The organism is Cobetia sp. BL01 (assembly GCF_056493605.1).
In genome coordinates this window covers 20,520-34,507 of sequence record NZ_JBVBEE010000006.1, presented here as the reverse complement: position 1 = coordinate 34,507, position 13,988 = coordinate 20,520, and the positions used below count along the sequence as shown (strand labels likewise).

At 63.4% G+C, this 13,988-nt stretch carries 12 protein-coding genes; 7 read left to right on the top strand and 5 right to left on the bottom strand.

Annotated features, from left to right (window positions below; genetic code table 11):
- The first annotated feature begins 44 nt into the window (after window positions 1–44).
- The 5 genes from coaBC (at window position 45) to slmA (ending at window position 5,282) form a co-directional block, all read left to right on the top strand.
- Window positions 45–1,376: a bifunctional phosphopantothenoylcysteine decarboxylase/phosphopantothenate--cysteine ligase CoaBC gene (coaBC, locus tag ACZYGA_RS11870; RefSeq protein ID WP_404626272.1), complete on the top strand. Its 1,332-nt coding sequence runs from the start codon at window positions 45–47 to the stop codon at window positions 1,374–1,376.
- Complete coding sequence (dut, locus tag ACZYGA_RS11865) at window positions 1,377–1,835, top strand: dUTP diphosphatase (protein WP_077377766.1); 459 nt, start codon at window positions 1,377–1,379, stop codon at window positions 1,833–1,835.
- Window positions 1,836–2,017: 182 nt separating this feature from the next.
- Window positions 2,018–3,400 (top strand): phosphomannomutase/phosphoglucomutase, encoded by a 1,383-nt coding sequence (locus tag ACZYGA_RS11860; RefSeq protein ID WP_084207806.1) that lies wholly within the window; start codon window positions 2,018–2,020, stop codon window positions 3,398–3,400.
- A 231-nt stretch (window positions 3,401–3,631) separates the two neighbouring features.
- Window positions 3,632–4,549, top strand: coding sequence for an acetylglutamate kinase (gene argB / locus ACZYGA_RS11855; RefSeq protein ID WP_084207805.1), 918 nt, complete (start codon window positions 3,632–3,634; stop codon window positions 4,547–4,549).
- 115 nt (window positions 4,550–4,664) lie between these two features.
- Window positions 4,665–5,282: a nucleoid occlusion factor SlmA gene (slmA, locus tag ACZYGA_RS11850; RefSeq protein WP_077377757.1), complete on the top strand. Its 618-nt coding sequence runs from the start codon at window positions 4,665–4,667 to the stop codon at window positions 5,280–5,282.
- Between the two features lie 78 nt (window positions 5,283–5,360).
- Here slmA and ACZYGA_RS11845 read toward each other — a convergent pair whose 3' ends face one another.
- The 5 genes from ACZYGA_RS11845 to ftsY all read right to left on the bottom strand — a co-directional run bounded on the left by ACZYGA_RS11845 (window position 5,361) and on the right by ftsY (window position 12,681).
- Entirely contained in the window at window positions 5,361–8,018 is a 2,658-nt protein-coding gene (locus ACZYGA_RS11845; RefSeq protein ID WP_139345486.1) for a putative bifunctional diguanylate cyclase/phosphodiesterase, read from the bottom strand.
- A gap of 178 nt (window positions 8,019–8,196) precedes the next feature.
- Complete coding sequence (gene rpoH, locus ACZYGA_RS11840) at window positions 8,197–9,072, bottom strand: RNA polymerase sigma factor RpoH (RefSeq protein WP_084207803.1); 876 nt, start codon at window positions 9,070–9,072, stop codon at window positions 8,197–8,199.
- A gap of 257 nt (window positions 9,073–9,329) precedes the next feature.
- Complete coding sequence (gene ftsX / locus ACZYGA_RS11835) at window positions 9,330–10,400, bottom strand: permease-like cell division protein FtsX (protein ID WP_479399261.1); 1,071 nt, start codon at window positions 10,398–10,400, stop codon at window positions 9,330–9,332.
- Window positions 10,397–11,065, bottom strand: coding sequence for a cell division ATP-binding protein FtsE (ftsE, locus tag ACZYGA_RS11830; protein WP_077377747.1), 669 nt, complete (start codon window positions 11,063–11,065; stop codon window positions 10,397–10,399). The genes ftsX and ftsE overlap by 4 nt, the downstream gene beginning before the upstream one ends.
- Window positions 11,062–12,681: a signal recognition particle-docking protein FtsY gene (gene ftsY / locus ACZYGA_RS11825; protein WP_404626266.1), complete on the bottom strand. Its 1,620-nt coding sequence runs from the start codon at window positions 12,679–12,681 to the stop codon at window positions 11,062–11,064. Before ftsY ends, ftsE begins: the two co-directional genes overlap by 4 nt.
- 106 nt (window positions 12,682–12,787) lie before the next feature.
- On the opposite strand from ftsY, the gene rsmD reads away from it, so the two are divergent.
- Both rsmD and zapB read left to right on the top strand, forming a co-directional pair.
- Complete coding sequence (rsmD, locus tag ACZYGA_RS11820) at window positions 12,788–13,438, top strand: 16S rRNA (guanine(966)-N(2))-methyltransferase RsmD (RefSeq protein WP_136939625.1); 651 nt, start codon at window positions 12,788–12,790, stop codon at window positions 13,436–13,438.
- A 180-nt stretch (window positions 13,439–13,618) separates the two neighbouring features.
- The gene (zapB, locus tag ACZYGA_RS11815) at window positions 13,619–13,879 is read left to right on the top strand and encodes a cell division protein ZapB (RefSeq protein WP_077377738.1); all 261 of its coding nucleotides are present in this window, start codon (window positions 13,619–13,621) and stop codon (window positions 13,877–13,879) included.
- The last annotated feature ends 109 nt before the right edge of the window (window positions 13,880–13,988 follow it).

Genomic DNA, 13,988 nt, shown 5'->3' with positions numbered 1-13,988 from the left:
AACGCGAGAGCTTTGACATTGACGGATCAGGGATGCAGGACACCATGCACTCACTCGCCGGACGGCGCATTCTGCTGGGCATCAGCGGCGGTATCGCAGCGTACAAGGCGGCGCTCATCACTCGTCTGCTGAAAAAGGCCGGGGGCGAGGTACGCGTCGCCATGACCGAAGGTGCCCAGGCCTTCATCACGCCGTTGACCCTGCAGGCGCTGTCGGGCAATCCCGTGCATACCTCGCTGCTCGATCCTGAGGCAGAGGCCGGCATGGGACATATCGAGCTGGCGCGCTGGGCGGAGGTCATTCTCATCGCCCCCGCCACTGCCGACCTCATGGCCCGCCTGGCCCATGGCCGTGCCGATGATCTGATCACTACCCTGTGCCTGGCCAACAGCGCACGCTGGGTCGTGGCCCCGGCGATGAATCAGGCGATGTGGGCGCACCCCGCCACCCAGCGCAACGCCCGGCAGCTCAGTGCCGATGGCTGGACGCTGCTCGGCCCGGCCAGGGGCGAACAGGCGTGCGGCGACGTGGGAGCCGGGCGCATGCTCGAGCCAGAGGAGATCGTCGCCGGTCTGAGCGCGCTGCTCGACGAGGGCGAGCCGGCACCATTGCCGGCAGCGGGCCTGACCATCACCATCACCGCCGGTCCAACCCGGGAAGCGCTGGATCCGGTGCGCTATCTGAGCAATCACAGCTCCGGAAAGATGGGGTATGCCCTGGCCAGCGAAGCCGCGGCACTGGGCGCAAGAGTTCGCCTGATCAGTGGGCCTGTCGCCCTGCCCACACCGCCTGGCGTCGAGCGCATCGATGTCGAGTCAGCCTTGCAGATGCAAGGCGCTGCCGAAGCGGCGCTGCAGGATAGCCAGGTCTTCATCGGCTGCGCCGCCGTCGCCGACTTCCGACCTGCCGCTGTCGCCGAGCACAAGCTCAAGAAGCAGGCCGGCGAAGAACAGATGCAGGTCCATCTGATCCGCAATCCCGATATCATTGCCGGCATTGCCGAGCAGAGTCAGGCGCGGCGCGCCAGCGGACAGCCCGCTCCGCTGGTGGTCGGCTTCGCCGCCGAGACTCGCGATGTCCTTCGCTATGCCCGCGACAAGCTGACACGCAAGCGTCTCGACATGATCGTGGCCAATGACGTCAGCACCCCGGGACTGGGGTTCGGCAGTGACAGCAATGCCGCCACCCTGGTATGGCGACACCCCGGCCAGGCAAATGACAGACTGCATGAACAGGCCATCGCGGCCTGTCCCAAGATTGCGCTGGCGCGTGCGATTCTCGAGCGCGCACTGGCACTGCATCAAGACGGCGCCCTCCATGGCGCCGCCAATTTGAACATGGCGACCTCCGCCATCGATGACCAGGAAACACCTTAGATGACCCGCCCCCGGCTCGAACTCAAGATCCTCGACGAGCGCGTTCGCGATTACCCGCTACCCCACCATGCGACTCCCGGCAGTGCCGGCATGGACCTGCGCGCACTGCTGGATGCCCCGCTGACACTGGCCCCGGGCGCCTGTGAGCTGGTGCGCACCGGCCTGGCTATCCATATCGCCGACCCGGCGCTGGCCGGCATGATCCTGCCGCGCTCCGGTCTGGGGCATAAACACGGCATCGTGCTGGGCAATCTGGTCGGTCTGATCGATTCCGACTACCAGGGCGAACTGATGATCTCGGTCTGGAACCGCGGCGACAGCGAGTTCGTGCTGGAACCCGGTGAGCGACTGGCACAGTACGTGCTAGTCCCGGTTGTACAGGCCGAACTGGTCGAGGTCACGGAATTCGAGGCCAGCCAGCGCGGTGAAGGCGGCTTTGGCCATTCTGGTCGTCATTGACGGGTCGTCACTGACAGGCCGTCACTGACAGCTCATTGCAGACGACTCGCCACCGAAACCCGACAGCGCTCCGTGACAGATGGAACCGCTTGCTAGCCGCACCCGTCGGCATGCCGCGATAGTGTTCGCACGGCATGCCGGCCATGACTTCTCACGATTGATTCAACCGACAGGGATGCACCATGAGTCAGGTACCCGCTTCAATTTTTCGCGCCTACGACATCCGTGGCATCGTGGATGAGACCCTCACCGAAGACGGCGTGCGCGCCATCGGCCAATCCATCGGTAGCGAAGCCGCGGCACGCGGTGAGTCCACCGTCGTGGTCGCCCGCGATGGTCGCCTCTCCGGCCCGCGCCTGTCCAAGGCGCTGATTGCCGGCCTGCGCGATGCCGGCCGTGATGTCATCGACATCGGCATGGTGCCGACCCCGGTGCTCTACTACGCCACCAATATCCTGGAAGGCACCCGCTCCGGCGTAATGCTGACCGGCAGCCACAACCCGGCCAACTACAACGGTCTGAAGATCGTGCTGGCGGGTGAGACCCTGTCCGGCGACACCATCACCGACCTTTATCGCCGCCTGCAGGAAGGCGATCTGGCGCAAGGCGAAGGTAGCCTGCGTGAAGAAGACGTGCGCGAACGCTACCTGGATCAGATTACCGGCGACGTGGTCGTCAAGCGTCCGCTCAAGGCAGTGGTCGATTGCGGCAATGGCGTGGCCGGTGAGCTGGGCCCGGAGCTGATCCGTCGCCTCGGCGTCGAGACCATCCCGCTGTTCGAGGAGATCGATGGCAACTTCCCGAACCATCACCCGGACCCGGGCAAGCCGGAAAACCTGCAGGACCTGATCAGAACCATGCAGGAAACCGGCGCGGACATCGGTCTGGCCTTCGATGGCGACGGCGATCGCCTCGGCGTCGTCACGCCCAAGGGCGAGATCCTGTATCCCGACCGTCTGATGATGGCACTGTCGGAAGACCTCATCGAACGTGTACCGGGCGCGCGCATCATCTTCGACGTCAAGTGCACCGGCAACCTGGCCACCGTGATCGAGAAGGCGGGGGGCACACCGGAAATGTGGCGCACCGGCCACTCCCTGATCAAGGCGCGCATGAAGGAAACAGGCGCGGCCCTGGCCGGCGAGATGAGCGGCCATATCTTCTTCAAGGAGCGCTGGTTCGGCTTCGACGACGGCCTCTACGGCGCGGCGCGCCTGCTGGAAATCCTCGCCAAGCAGGATGTCGATGCCGACACCTTCTTCGCACGCTATCCGCAGGATCTGGGCACCCCCGAGATCAACGTGGAAGTGACCGATGAGACCAAGTTCGCTATCGTCGAGCGACTGGCCAGCGAAGGTGACTTCGGTGACGACGGCGTGAAGACCACGCTGGATGGCATTCGCGTCGACTACGCCGACGGCTGGGGCCTGTGCCGCGCCTCCAACACCACACCGGTGCTGGTACTGCGCTTCGAAGGCAAGTCAGAGGCGGCGCTGGAGCGCATCAAGGACAGCTTCCGTGCCGCACTGAAGCAGGCCGAGCCAAGCATCACCGCCCCGTTCTGATCGAGGCGTTCTGATCGGCCCGGGCAGGCGATCAACGACCGGCGCGGCAGCAGGATGACCGCCGTGCCGGTCCGCTGACTCCCCGGCCCGGGTGACTCTTTCCCATGGCAGCGCCGGTTGCCATCACCTCTTTCCATGACGTGGTGCGCGCAGGCGTAACGCAAGTGATAGTCTCGAGTGACAGCGTCCGAACTCTCCTTTCGGACCCAATTTCTGTGGAGTGATACGTTGATGAGCCACGCCAACCGCGACCCGCACCAGGTGGTCGAGGTCCTGTCCGAAGCCCTGCCCTATATCCAGCAGTTCTCGGGCAAGACCGTGGTGGTCAAATACGGCGGCAACGCCATGACCGAAGATACCCTGATCGACTCCTTTGCCCGCGACATGGTGCTGATGAAGGAAGTCGGCATCAATCCGGTGGTCGTGCACGGCGGCGGCCCTCAGATCGGCGCCCTGCTCAAGAAGCTGAACATCGAATCACGCTTCGTTGACGGCATGCGCGTGACCGACTCAGAGACCATGGATGTGGTCGAGATGGTACTGGGCGGCCTGGTCAACAAGGGCATCGTCAATCTGATCAACCAGTGCGGCGGCAAGGCCATCGGCGTCACCGGCAAGGACAGCGGCCAGATTCGCGCGCGTCAGCTCAAGGTCACCCGCCACATGCCGGGCATGAATGCCTCGGAAATCATCGATATCGGTCACGTCGGTGAAGTCGAGCATGTCTCGACGGATCTGATCGAGCTGCTGACCCGCAATGACTTCATTCCGGTGATCGCGCCGATCGGCGTCGACGATGAGGGACGCAGCTACAATATCAATGCCGACCTGGTCGCCGGCAAGGTCGCAGAAGCGCTGGGGGCGGAGAAGCTGATGCTGCTGACCAACGTCGCCGGCCTTCTGAACGCCGAGGGCGAAGTCATGACGGGGCTGACCACCGAAGCGGTGGATGGACTCATCGAGGATGGCACCATCTATGGCGGCATGCTGCCCAAGATCAGCTGCGCGCTGGATGCCGTCAAGCAGGGCGTGCGCAGTGCACACATCATCGATGGTCGCGTACCGCATGCCACCCTGCTGGAAATCTTCACCAATGCCGGTGTCGGCACCTTGATCAGCAATGCTGATCCGGACACCTCCAAGGCATGAAGAGCATAAAGCCGGGGCCAGACTTCCGGTGATTCGCGCGAGGCCAGCGACACGCCTCAGGACACGGACCCGCCCGCAGCACATCGCTGCAGGCCGCGAGAAATGACAAGATTCCATGACGCAGGCGAATCCAAAACAATCACGTCGCGAACAGATCCTCCAGGCACTTGCCTTGATGCTGGAAGAGGACAGCGGCAAACGTATCACCACCGCGGCATTGGCACGTCAGGTCGGCGTCTCCGAGGCTGCACTCTATCGTCACTTCCCCAGCAAGGCGCGCATGTTCGAAGGGCTGATCGAGTTCATCGAGAGCACCCTGTTCGAGCGCATCGCGCTGATTCTGCAGGACAACGATACGGCTCATGCCAGGGTGCACCATATCCTGAGCCTGCTGCTTGGCTTTGCCGAGAAGAATCCCGGACTGTGCCGTCTGCTCAACGGCGATGCCCTGACCGGGGAGACGGCTCGTCTGCGCGTGCGCATGGCGCAGCTGTTCGAACGTCTCGAGACCCAGCTCAAGCAGGTGCTGCGCGAGGCCGAGCCTCGTGAAGGCCTGCGGCCTGCCATTACCGTGACAGCCGCAGCCAATCTTCTGCTGGCCAGTGCCGAAGGCCGCATCGGACAGTATGTTCGCAGCGACTATCGCAAGCGACCCACCGAGCACTGGGAAGAACAGTGGAGACTGTTGAGTCGCGACCTGCTGCTGAGCAGCCAGGAGCGGATTGCCGTCTGACGGCCCTCCGCTTGAGCAAAAGAAAAGCCCCCGCCTCGAAGAGACGGGGGCTTTTTCATGCCACCTTCACGTGCAGACTCAGTTGCCAGGCCCATAGCGCTCGACGATGGCCGTCGCCGTCATCGGGCGTGCCAGCAGGTAGCCCTGATAACTGTCGCAGCGCAATCGCTTGAGCCCCTCGAACTGCGCCTGTGTCTCGACACCTTCCGCCACGATCTCATGCCCCATCGAATGCCCCAGACTGATGATGGCACCTACCAGCTGGATGGCCTGCTCATTGGCTCCCTGCTCGCTGGCCACCTGACCGCCGCGCCCTTGCTCGGACGCATCTTCCGCCAGGGCGTCCATCTTCATCACGAAGCTGCGGTCGACCTTGAGCACATCCAGCGGCAGGGAAGACAGATAGGACAGTGACGAGTATCCCTGCCCGAAGTCATCCAGCGCCACACGCACACCAAGCTCCCGCAGCGCTCTAAGCACGCTGAGCCCACCCTCCATGTCCTGGATCAACAGGGTCTCCGTGACCTCGACCTCCAGGCGCGTCGGCGCGAGATTCTGACTCTCGAGCACGCTGATCACTTCATGCTCATAGCCCGAGGTCAGCTGGCGCGCCGAGAGGTTGACGGCCATGCGCGGCATGTAAAGGCCGCTTTCCTGCCAGCGCACCATCTGGGCGCAGGCCTCTTCCAGCACGAAACGCCCCAGCCGGAAGATGAGTCCCGTCTCTTCCGCGAGCGGAATGAACTGGGCCGGAGAGATCATGCCCAGCTCAGGATGCTGCCAGCGCAGCAACGCCTCGACCCCCAGCAGCTCTCCCGCCGCGTTCAGCTGCGGCTGGTAGTGAAGGAAGAGCTGCTGGCGCTCGATGGCCTGACGCAGGTCCTGCTCCAGCGTCATGCGCGAGGCGACATGCTTGTCCAGCGAGGACTCCCAGCGCAGGGCATGATCGCCACGCGACTTGGCATGATAGAGCGCCACGTCCGCATTGAGCATCAACGCCTGGGCATCACCATCTGCCTCGGCCAAGGAGTAACCGGCCGTCAGGCTGATGATCAAGGGACGCCCGAGAATCGTGAAGGGGCGCTCCAGCTTCTGCTGGACATCGGCCACGATCTGCTCGGCTTGCTCGCCGACCTGAGGGAAATAGAGGCCGAACTCATCCGCCCCGAGACGCGCGACCAGGCCACCGGGCGGCAGGATGCGCCGCAGGCGCTCACCGATCGAGACCAGCAGCTGATCCCCCGCCTCATGCCCCAGGCCATCATTCACCGTCGAGAAGCGATCGATGTCGGCATAGATCATCACGCCTCCGATCGCGACCCGCTCATCCGCCGCCGCCATGAAGGCCTTGCGGTTGTAGAGCCCCGTCAAGGCATCGTGGCGCGCCAGGTAGTCGAGCTGACGCTCCGACTCCTTGTGGGCGCTGATATCCAGCAGCAGGCCTTCCCAGTAACGTACACCCTCCTCTCCCTCGATCATCACGCTGCGGTCCAGCACCCAGCGCTCGTGATCCGCGACGATTCTGAACACCTGTTCATGACGCATCTGAGCGCACATCGCCCAGTGACGCGCCGACGCGACGGACGGGCGATCCTCGGGATGGATCAGCTCATTGAGGGTGATGCCGGCCCCGACCAGAGACTCGGCTGAACGGCCGAACAATTCCGCGGCACCACTGCTGATGAAGGTCAGCGTGCCGGTGTTGACCTCGATGCGATACACCACACCGGGCAGGTTATCCATCAAGGTCACCAGAGTACGCGAGCGCGCCGCCATCGATTCAAGCTCGCCCTCCAGCTCATCGTGGCGCTCACTGCGTTGCCGCTCGGCACGCGCGATCATCACGCCAAGCACCACCAGGAAGATGCCCCCCAGCAGCAGACCGAACCAGATACGCTGCCACCAGACCCACCACAGGCTCGAGACGGGCTGACTGACGACGCTGAACAGCTTGAGTGGTGCGATAAAACTGCCCGCCGCCATGCGCGGACGGCCATCAAAGCCGTCCACGTGATAGCGCCGCACGCCACGCTCGGAGATGTACTTGCCCATGTTGGCCAGCGTCGGCAACGGCAACTTTCCCGTCACCCCCAGCGCGTGCTCCTGGGGGCTGGAAAACAGCAGCAGACCGTTGGTCGAGAACAGGCGCAGGCGCTGCCCGTCATCCGCCCCCGGATTGGCCAGCAGACTTCTGGACTCCGAGAAATCCAGGCACCCGATCAGCAGCCACGCCTTGTCCTCGAGCTGCATATGGCGATAGAAAGGCAAGCCGGGCTGTCCGGACCCGAGAGGCAATGCCGAACCGAACAACAGATTGCTTCTGCCGGGCAGGGATTGCGCCTCGGCCTGCGAGAGCTGCCACTTGCAGCTGCGCCCGACACCGATCTGATTGAGGCTGCTGCCACGATAATCGGCGAACGGCACCATCATCAGGGAGACCAGCGCCGGATGACGCCCCAGCGCACTCTCGAGCGAGCCTCTCCACTGCCTTGGTGTCTCCTCGTGCAACACACGCTCGAGCACCATCATCTCGCGGGCGACATCCGCCACGAGCTGTTCAGTCGAGATGTGCAGTTGCGTATCGAGCGCTTCGAGGCGTTGCATCTCCTGTTCGCGGACATCAAACCATTGTCCCGCCAGAAACAGCCCGCCCAACACCACCAGCAAAGCGACATTGATGCCAAGGATGCGCCACAGTGAATGTGTGCCTGGTTGACGCGAGGTAATCGGGTCCACATAGCCACCAATGAGGAAGGGAAATGACCGCTTAGCGTAGTGCAACAGAATGAAACATTCTGTTGCACGATACAACTGTCTACTGCCATAGCCGGTCGTTTCACTGTCCCTCAACGACAGAAGCCCCGCCGGAACACCGGCGGGGCTTCATCTACTGCGGGAAGTCAGCGAGGGAGTGTCAGGCAGCGAACCCTTCGCTCATGTCACCCATCGATTCACGCAGCTTCTTCATGGCGTTCTTTTCCAGCTGACGGATACGTTCTGCCGAGACACTGTAGATGTCTGCCAGCTCGTGCAACGTCGCCTTGTTGTCGCTCAACCAGCGCTGCTGGAGGATATCGCGCGAACGCTCATCCAATGCTGCCAGTGCCTTGAGCAGACGCCCGTGGGAGTCATCTTCCAGATCCTGCTGCTCGACCTGAGCCGCCGGATCGAGACTGTGGTCCTCGAGATAATTGACCGGCGCCTGGTAAGCGGAGCTCTCGTCATCACTGGGACCCGCATCGAAGCCGGCATCGTGTGCCGAGAGACGACTTTCCATCTCGCGTACCACCGATGGCTTGACGTCCAGGTCGCCTGCGATGGCGTCCACTTCTTCATTGTTCAGCCATGCCAGACGCTTCTTGGCACCGCGAAGGTTGAAGAACAGCTTGCGCTGGGCCTTGGTGGTCGCGACTTTCACGATGCGCCAGTTGCGCAGCACGAACTCGTGAATCTCGGCCTTGATCCAATGCACGGCAAAGGACACGAGGCGAACGCCCTGATGGGGATCAAAGCGCTTGACCGCTTTCATCAGGCCGACATTGCCTTCCTGGATCAGGTCCGCCTGCTGCAAGCCATAGCCACTGTAGCTGCGCGCGATATGTACCACGAAACGCAGGTGCGACATGACGAGTCGACGGGCCGACTCCAGATGATTCTCTTCATGCAACCGCAGGGCAAGCTCATGCTCTTCTTCAGCAGTAAGCACAGCGATACGGTTCACCGACTGGATATAGCCGTTTAGATCTTGACCCGGTGACAGGTGGCCAAGTGGCTGAAGACTGGTGCTCATAATGCAGATGTCTCCATGGTTGCCTAACACGCATGCAAGTAGTGAGACTGTGAAGGTTGCGACAGGTTCCCGTCAATAGCTGTACATGACGTGTACAATTGTCATGACGAGTAGCGCTTCGTAACGCCAGCGGGTGTGCGGTACGTTTAACCACCCACCAGCCCCTTCACTGACGCCCGGCGCAATTGTTGCCGGAGCGTAACTGATGACCTTTCTGGAGAGGAACACTGGCGGAAAACCGCGAAAAAAGATCGGCATCAGCGCGGAGAAATACTCGCCAGATGACGTCCGACCGCGATCCAGGCCCCCAACCAACCCAGTATTGTACTCGAAAACAGCAGCGTGGTACCCCCTGTGATGCCCAGTGCGGGCAACACATAGTTGCCGCCATAACTTTGTACAAGAGCCGTCACGGGTGCCGCCAACCAGTTACCGCCAAGCGCCAGAATGCCACACGCCAGCAACCCGCCGCCCAGGCCATACCAGGCACCGCTATACAGGAAGGGACGCCGCACGAAGGCGTGGGTCGCACCGATCAGGGTCACGACCTCGATCTCCTGCCGGCGGCTCTCCACCGACAGCCGGATGGTATTGCCTACCACCAGCAGCCCCCCCAGTCCGAAGAGTAGCGCAAGTCCCAGCGTCACTTTCTGACCCAGCTCACCCAATTGACGCAGACGCTCCAGCCACGCCAGATCCAGCCGTGCACTCTCGACGCCCGGCTCGCCCTCGAGGCGTGCGGCGAGATCGCGGACGGATTCCGGCGAGGTATCCAGCGGCGTGATGACGATGCTGGCCGGCAAGGGGTTGTCGTCCAGCAGGCTCAGTGAGCGCTTGAGATCGAGTGCCTGGGCGAATTCCTGCATGCCCTCGGCGGCAGTGATCAGACGTACGCCTCCGACGCCCGGGGCGCCGCGCAGCGAGTCCGACAGCGTCAGTGCCTGGCTCTCGTCGACCGACGTCTCGAGATAGAGGGTGAGCTGAGCGCTGTCATTGAGCTCATTGTCCAGCAGGCGCGCGCTGTCCAGCGCCAGCCACAGCGCGGCAGGCAGTGTCAGCGCGATGGCGATCGCCAGCATGGTCAGCAGGCTGGCGACCGGAGTGACCAGCAGACGGCGTGCGCTGTCACGCGCCATGGCGCCATGATGACGCAGCCAGCTGCGATAGCGACTCTCGACGGAAATCCGGCTGGAGCGCGCGCCCTTGCGCGCCTGACGCTCGACAGACTCCGTGGATTCGACAGCGTCCGAGGCGGCCTTGGCGGCACGACCTCTTCCCGCCTGGCGCTTGTCGGACGAGGACTCGTGGTGAGTGCGGGGAGGGCTCATCGGGCCTCCTTGTCGGCAATCAGGCGACCGTCGGAAAGCTCCAGCGTGCGATGGTGCAGACGCGCGATCAGCGCCAGATCATGACTGGCGATCATCACCGTGGTACCGATGCGATTGAAGTCCTCGAACAGACGCATGATATCGGTCGAGAGTTTCGGGTCCAGGTTGCCGGTCGGCTCATCCGCCAGCAGCAAGGCTGGCTTGTTGACCACCGCACGCGCGATGCCCACGCGCTGCTGCTCCCCCCCGGAGAGTTCGATGGGCAGCGCCTTCTCGCGATGCAGCAGGCCCACCTTGTCGAGAGCGGCACGCACGCGACGCGCCTGCTCGCGCGGCGTGACCCCCTGGATCATCAGGGGCAGCGCCACGTTGTGGAAGATGTTGCGATCGCTCAGCAGCTGATGGTCCTGAAAGACCACACCGATCTGGCGGCGGTAGTAAGGCACCTGCGAGGCATGCAGGCGTCCGATATCGTGCCCGGCCACCAGGATACGGCCACGCGAGGGACGCTCGAGGAGCATGATCAGCTTGAGCAATGAGCTCTTCCCTGCCCCGGAATGCCCGGTCAGGAACGCCATCTCGCCACGCTCGATGCGAAAATCGAGCCCGGCGAGTGCATCGAAGCGCCCTCCATAGCGCTTGCCCACATGCTCGAAGGCAATCATGCCTCGCGTGTCTCCGCGCCATCCGCCGGACGTGCATCCTCTTCCTCTCCGGCACGCGCGAACAGGGCGTTGACGAAATCGTCCGCCGCGAAGGGCCGCAGATCATCCACTCCCTCCCCGACACCGATGTAGCGAATCGGCAGATTGAGCTGCTTGGCCAGCGCGAAGATGATGCCACCCTTGGCGGTACCATCCAGCTTGGTCAGCGTCAGGCCGGTGATGTTGACCGCTTCATGGAAGGTGGAGGCCTGTGACAGCGCGTTCTGGCCGGTCCCGGCATCCAGCACCAGCATCACTTCGTGGGGCGCGGCGACGTCCAGCTTGGCCATCACGCGCTGCACCTTCTTGAGCTCTTCCATCAGATGGCTCTTGTTGTGCAGACGGCCCGCGGTATCGGCGATCAGGATATCGACGTTACGCGCCTTGGCGGCTTCCAGGGCGTCATAGATGACCGAGGCGCTGTCAGCACCGGTGTGCTGCGCGATGACCGGCACCTTGTTGCGCTCGCCCCAGACCTTGAGCTGTTCCACCGCTGCGGCACGGAAGGTATCGCCCGCCGCCAGCATCACGCTGCGGCCCTGGCTCTGGTAGCGCTTGGCCAGCTTGCCGATGGTGGTGGTCTTGCCGACCCCGTTGACCCCGATCATCAGGATCACGAAGGGGCCATCGCCCTTGGCCGGCAGCTCGAGATCCTTCGCGACCGGCGCCAGCATCACGCGCAGCTCTTCCTGCAGCGCTTCGTAGAGCGCCTGCGGCTCCTTCAATTCCTTGCGCGAGATGCGCGCGGTCAGGTTGTCGATGATCTCGGTGGTGGCCTCGATGCCCACATCTGCCATCAGCAGCTGGGTCTCGAGGTCTTCCATCAGCTCATCGTCGATCTGCTTCTTGCCGAGGAACAGACTGGCGACACCCTCGGTCAGGTTGGCGCGCGTCTTGCCTAGACCTGCCTTGATGCGCGCGAAGAAGCCACGACGCGGCTTCTCACGTCCATCGCGCGCCGTATCGCGGGCATCCTCATCGTCTACCGTGGCATCAGCCTCCGCCACGGCGACTTCGGCAGCACGGGCCTCTTCTTCCAGGCGAGCCTGCTCCAGCGCGGCCTGTTCTTCGGCCTCGATGGCGGCCAGCTGCGCGGCAGCCAGGCGCTCTTCTTCTTCGCGGGCGGCGAGGCGCTCAGCTTCAACTCGGGCGGCTTCCTCGGCGGCGAGGCGCTCGGCTTCGGCCTTATCAGCTGCCGCCTTTTCAGCCTCGACACGGGCGGCTTCCTCGGCGGCGAGACGCTCGGCTTCGGCTTTCTCAGCTGCCGCCTTTTCAGCCTCGACACGGGCGGCTTCCTCGGCGGCCAGGCGCTCGACTTCGGCCTTTTCGGCTGCCGCCTTTTCAGCTGCAACCTTTTCAGCCTCGACACGGGCAGCTTCCTCGGCGGCCAGGCGCTCGGCTTCCGCCTTTTCGGCCTCTAGCTGGGCTGCCTGCTCGGCAGTGTCCTGCTTGCCGGAGTCCTGCTCGTGGGGCGTGGCATCTTGTGTCTGTTCAAGAGCCTGTTGCTCGAGGGCCTGCTGCTCGGAGGCTTGCTGCTCCTGAGCCTTGTGTTTCTTGCGCTTGAAAAAACCGAACATGGCGAGACAGTCCTGAACTCGTGAAAGTGGCGTCATCCTACCATCCCTTCAGGCCTTAAGGTACGCACCACGCGGCATCCGGCGTCGCACATGCTAGACTCGCGGCATGAAAAAACGCGCACCTCACAAAGGCCCCGCACGGGGCAAATCCTCAGCCCCCTCGCGCTCTGGCAAGGCAGGGCCAGCGGGGCGTCTGCGAATCATCGGCGGACGTTTCAAGCGCCGCCTGCTGACCGTGATCGAGGCGCCCGGCCTGCGGCCGACGCCAGACCGCGTTCGCGAGACACTCTACAACTGGCTCGGCTTTCATGTCGGTGGCGCCAGAGTACTGGATCTGTTCGCCGGCAGCGGCGCACTGGGACTCGAGGCGCTGTCACGGGAGGCAGCCCAGGTCACCTTCGTGGAACGCGAGAGCCGTGTCGCTCGGGCGCTGGCCGACAACATCACGACCCTGAGCAATGAAGGCCCGCTGCCGGCGACGGTCATCACCGCCGACGTGATCCACTGGCTACAGAGCGGCACCCCGCCCGAGGAGGGCGTGGATCTGGTCCTGCTCGACCCGCCCTTCCGGCTCGGACTCGCCGCCGAGAGCTGCGAGCTGCTCGAGTCGCGGGGCTGGTTGAAGGATGGCGCCATGATCTATCTGGAAGTCGAGGCGGAGCTGACGCCTCAGGTCCCCGCCAACTGGCAGCTGCATCGCGAGAGCCGCGCCGGCGACAGTCACGGACGCCTCTATCGACGCCAGCAACCGGCCTGAGCACCTTTCGCGCTTGTGTCGATAAAGGCAGCATCGTAGTCTGCCTGCAGGCGGGTATCGCTGCGCCGTTCCGGCAGGGACTGCCGGGGTGGCCGATCTTCATCGCACCAGCATTCACCGCATACTTTTACCGCCCTCAACGAACACCCTCGAGCCCTTGGGGCCCGACAAGGAGATAGCATGAGCACTGAACTCTTTACCCAGCTTGAGCAGAAAGTCGGCCAGGCGATCGACTCCATCGAGATGCTGAAGATGGAAGTCGATGAGCTGAAGGAAGAAAACCAGCGTCTGAGCGACGCCAAGCAAGGCCAGGGCGAGGAACTGGAGCAGCTGCGTCAGGCCAATGCGCGCCTGCAGGAAGAGCGCGACCAGTGGGCGAGCCGTCTGGAAGGCCTGATCGCCCGCTTCAGCGAGAACGAGAGCGAGACCCAGAGCGCCTGATCACTCTGGCCTTGCAGCACGACAACGCCGCCGACAGTCTCCTGTCGGCGGCGTTGTCGTCTCTGTCAGCAGTCGCTTGCGATGTGCCCCAGAAGGCCAGCCTCTGAAG

Bases quoted from the DNA above. Each gene is read 5' to 3' on its own strand.
- dut (WP_077377766.1), top strand. From the start codon at position 1,377: ATGACCCGCCCCCGGCTCGAACTCAAGATCCTCGACGAGCGCGTTCGC.
- rsmD (WP_136939625.1), top strand. From the start codon at position 12,788: ATGAAAAAACGCGCACCTCACAAAGGCCCCGCACGGGGCAAATCCTCA.
- coaBC (WP_404626272.1), top strand. From the start codon at position 45: ATGCACTCACTCGCCGGACGGCGCATTCTGCTGGGCATCAGCGGCGGT.
- ftsE (WP_077377747.1), bottom strand. From the start codon at position 11,065: ATGATTGCCTTCGAGCATGTGGGCAAGCGCTATGGAGGGCGCTTCGAT.
- ftsY (WP_404626266.1), bottom strand. From the start codon at position 12,681: ATGTTCGGTTTTTTCAAGCGCAAGAAACACAAGGCTCAGGAGCAGCAA.
- ftsX (WP_479399261.1), bottom strand. From the start codon at position 10,400: ATGAGCCCTCCCCGCACTCACCACGAGTCCTCGTCCGACAAGCGCCAG.
- slmA (WP_077377757.1), top strand. From the start codon at position 4,665: ATGACGCAGGCGAATCCAAAACAATCACGTCGCGAACAGATCCTCCAG.
- argB (WP_084207805.1), top strand. From the start codon at position 3,632: ATGAGCCACGCCAACCGCGACCCGCACCAGGTGGTCGAGGTCCTGTCC.
- rpoH (WP_084207803.1), bottom strand. From the start codon at position 9,072: ATGAGCACCAGTCTTCAGCCACTTGGCCACCTGTCACCGGGTCAAGAT.
- ACZYGA_RS11860 (WP_084207806.1), top strand. From the start codon at position 2,018: ATGAGTCAGGTACCCGCTTCAATTTTTCGCGCCTACGACATCCGTGGC.
- zapB (WP_077377738.1), top strand. From the start codon at position 13,619: ATGAGCACTGAACTCTTTACCCAGCTTGAGCAGAAAGTCGGCCAGGCG.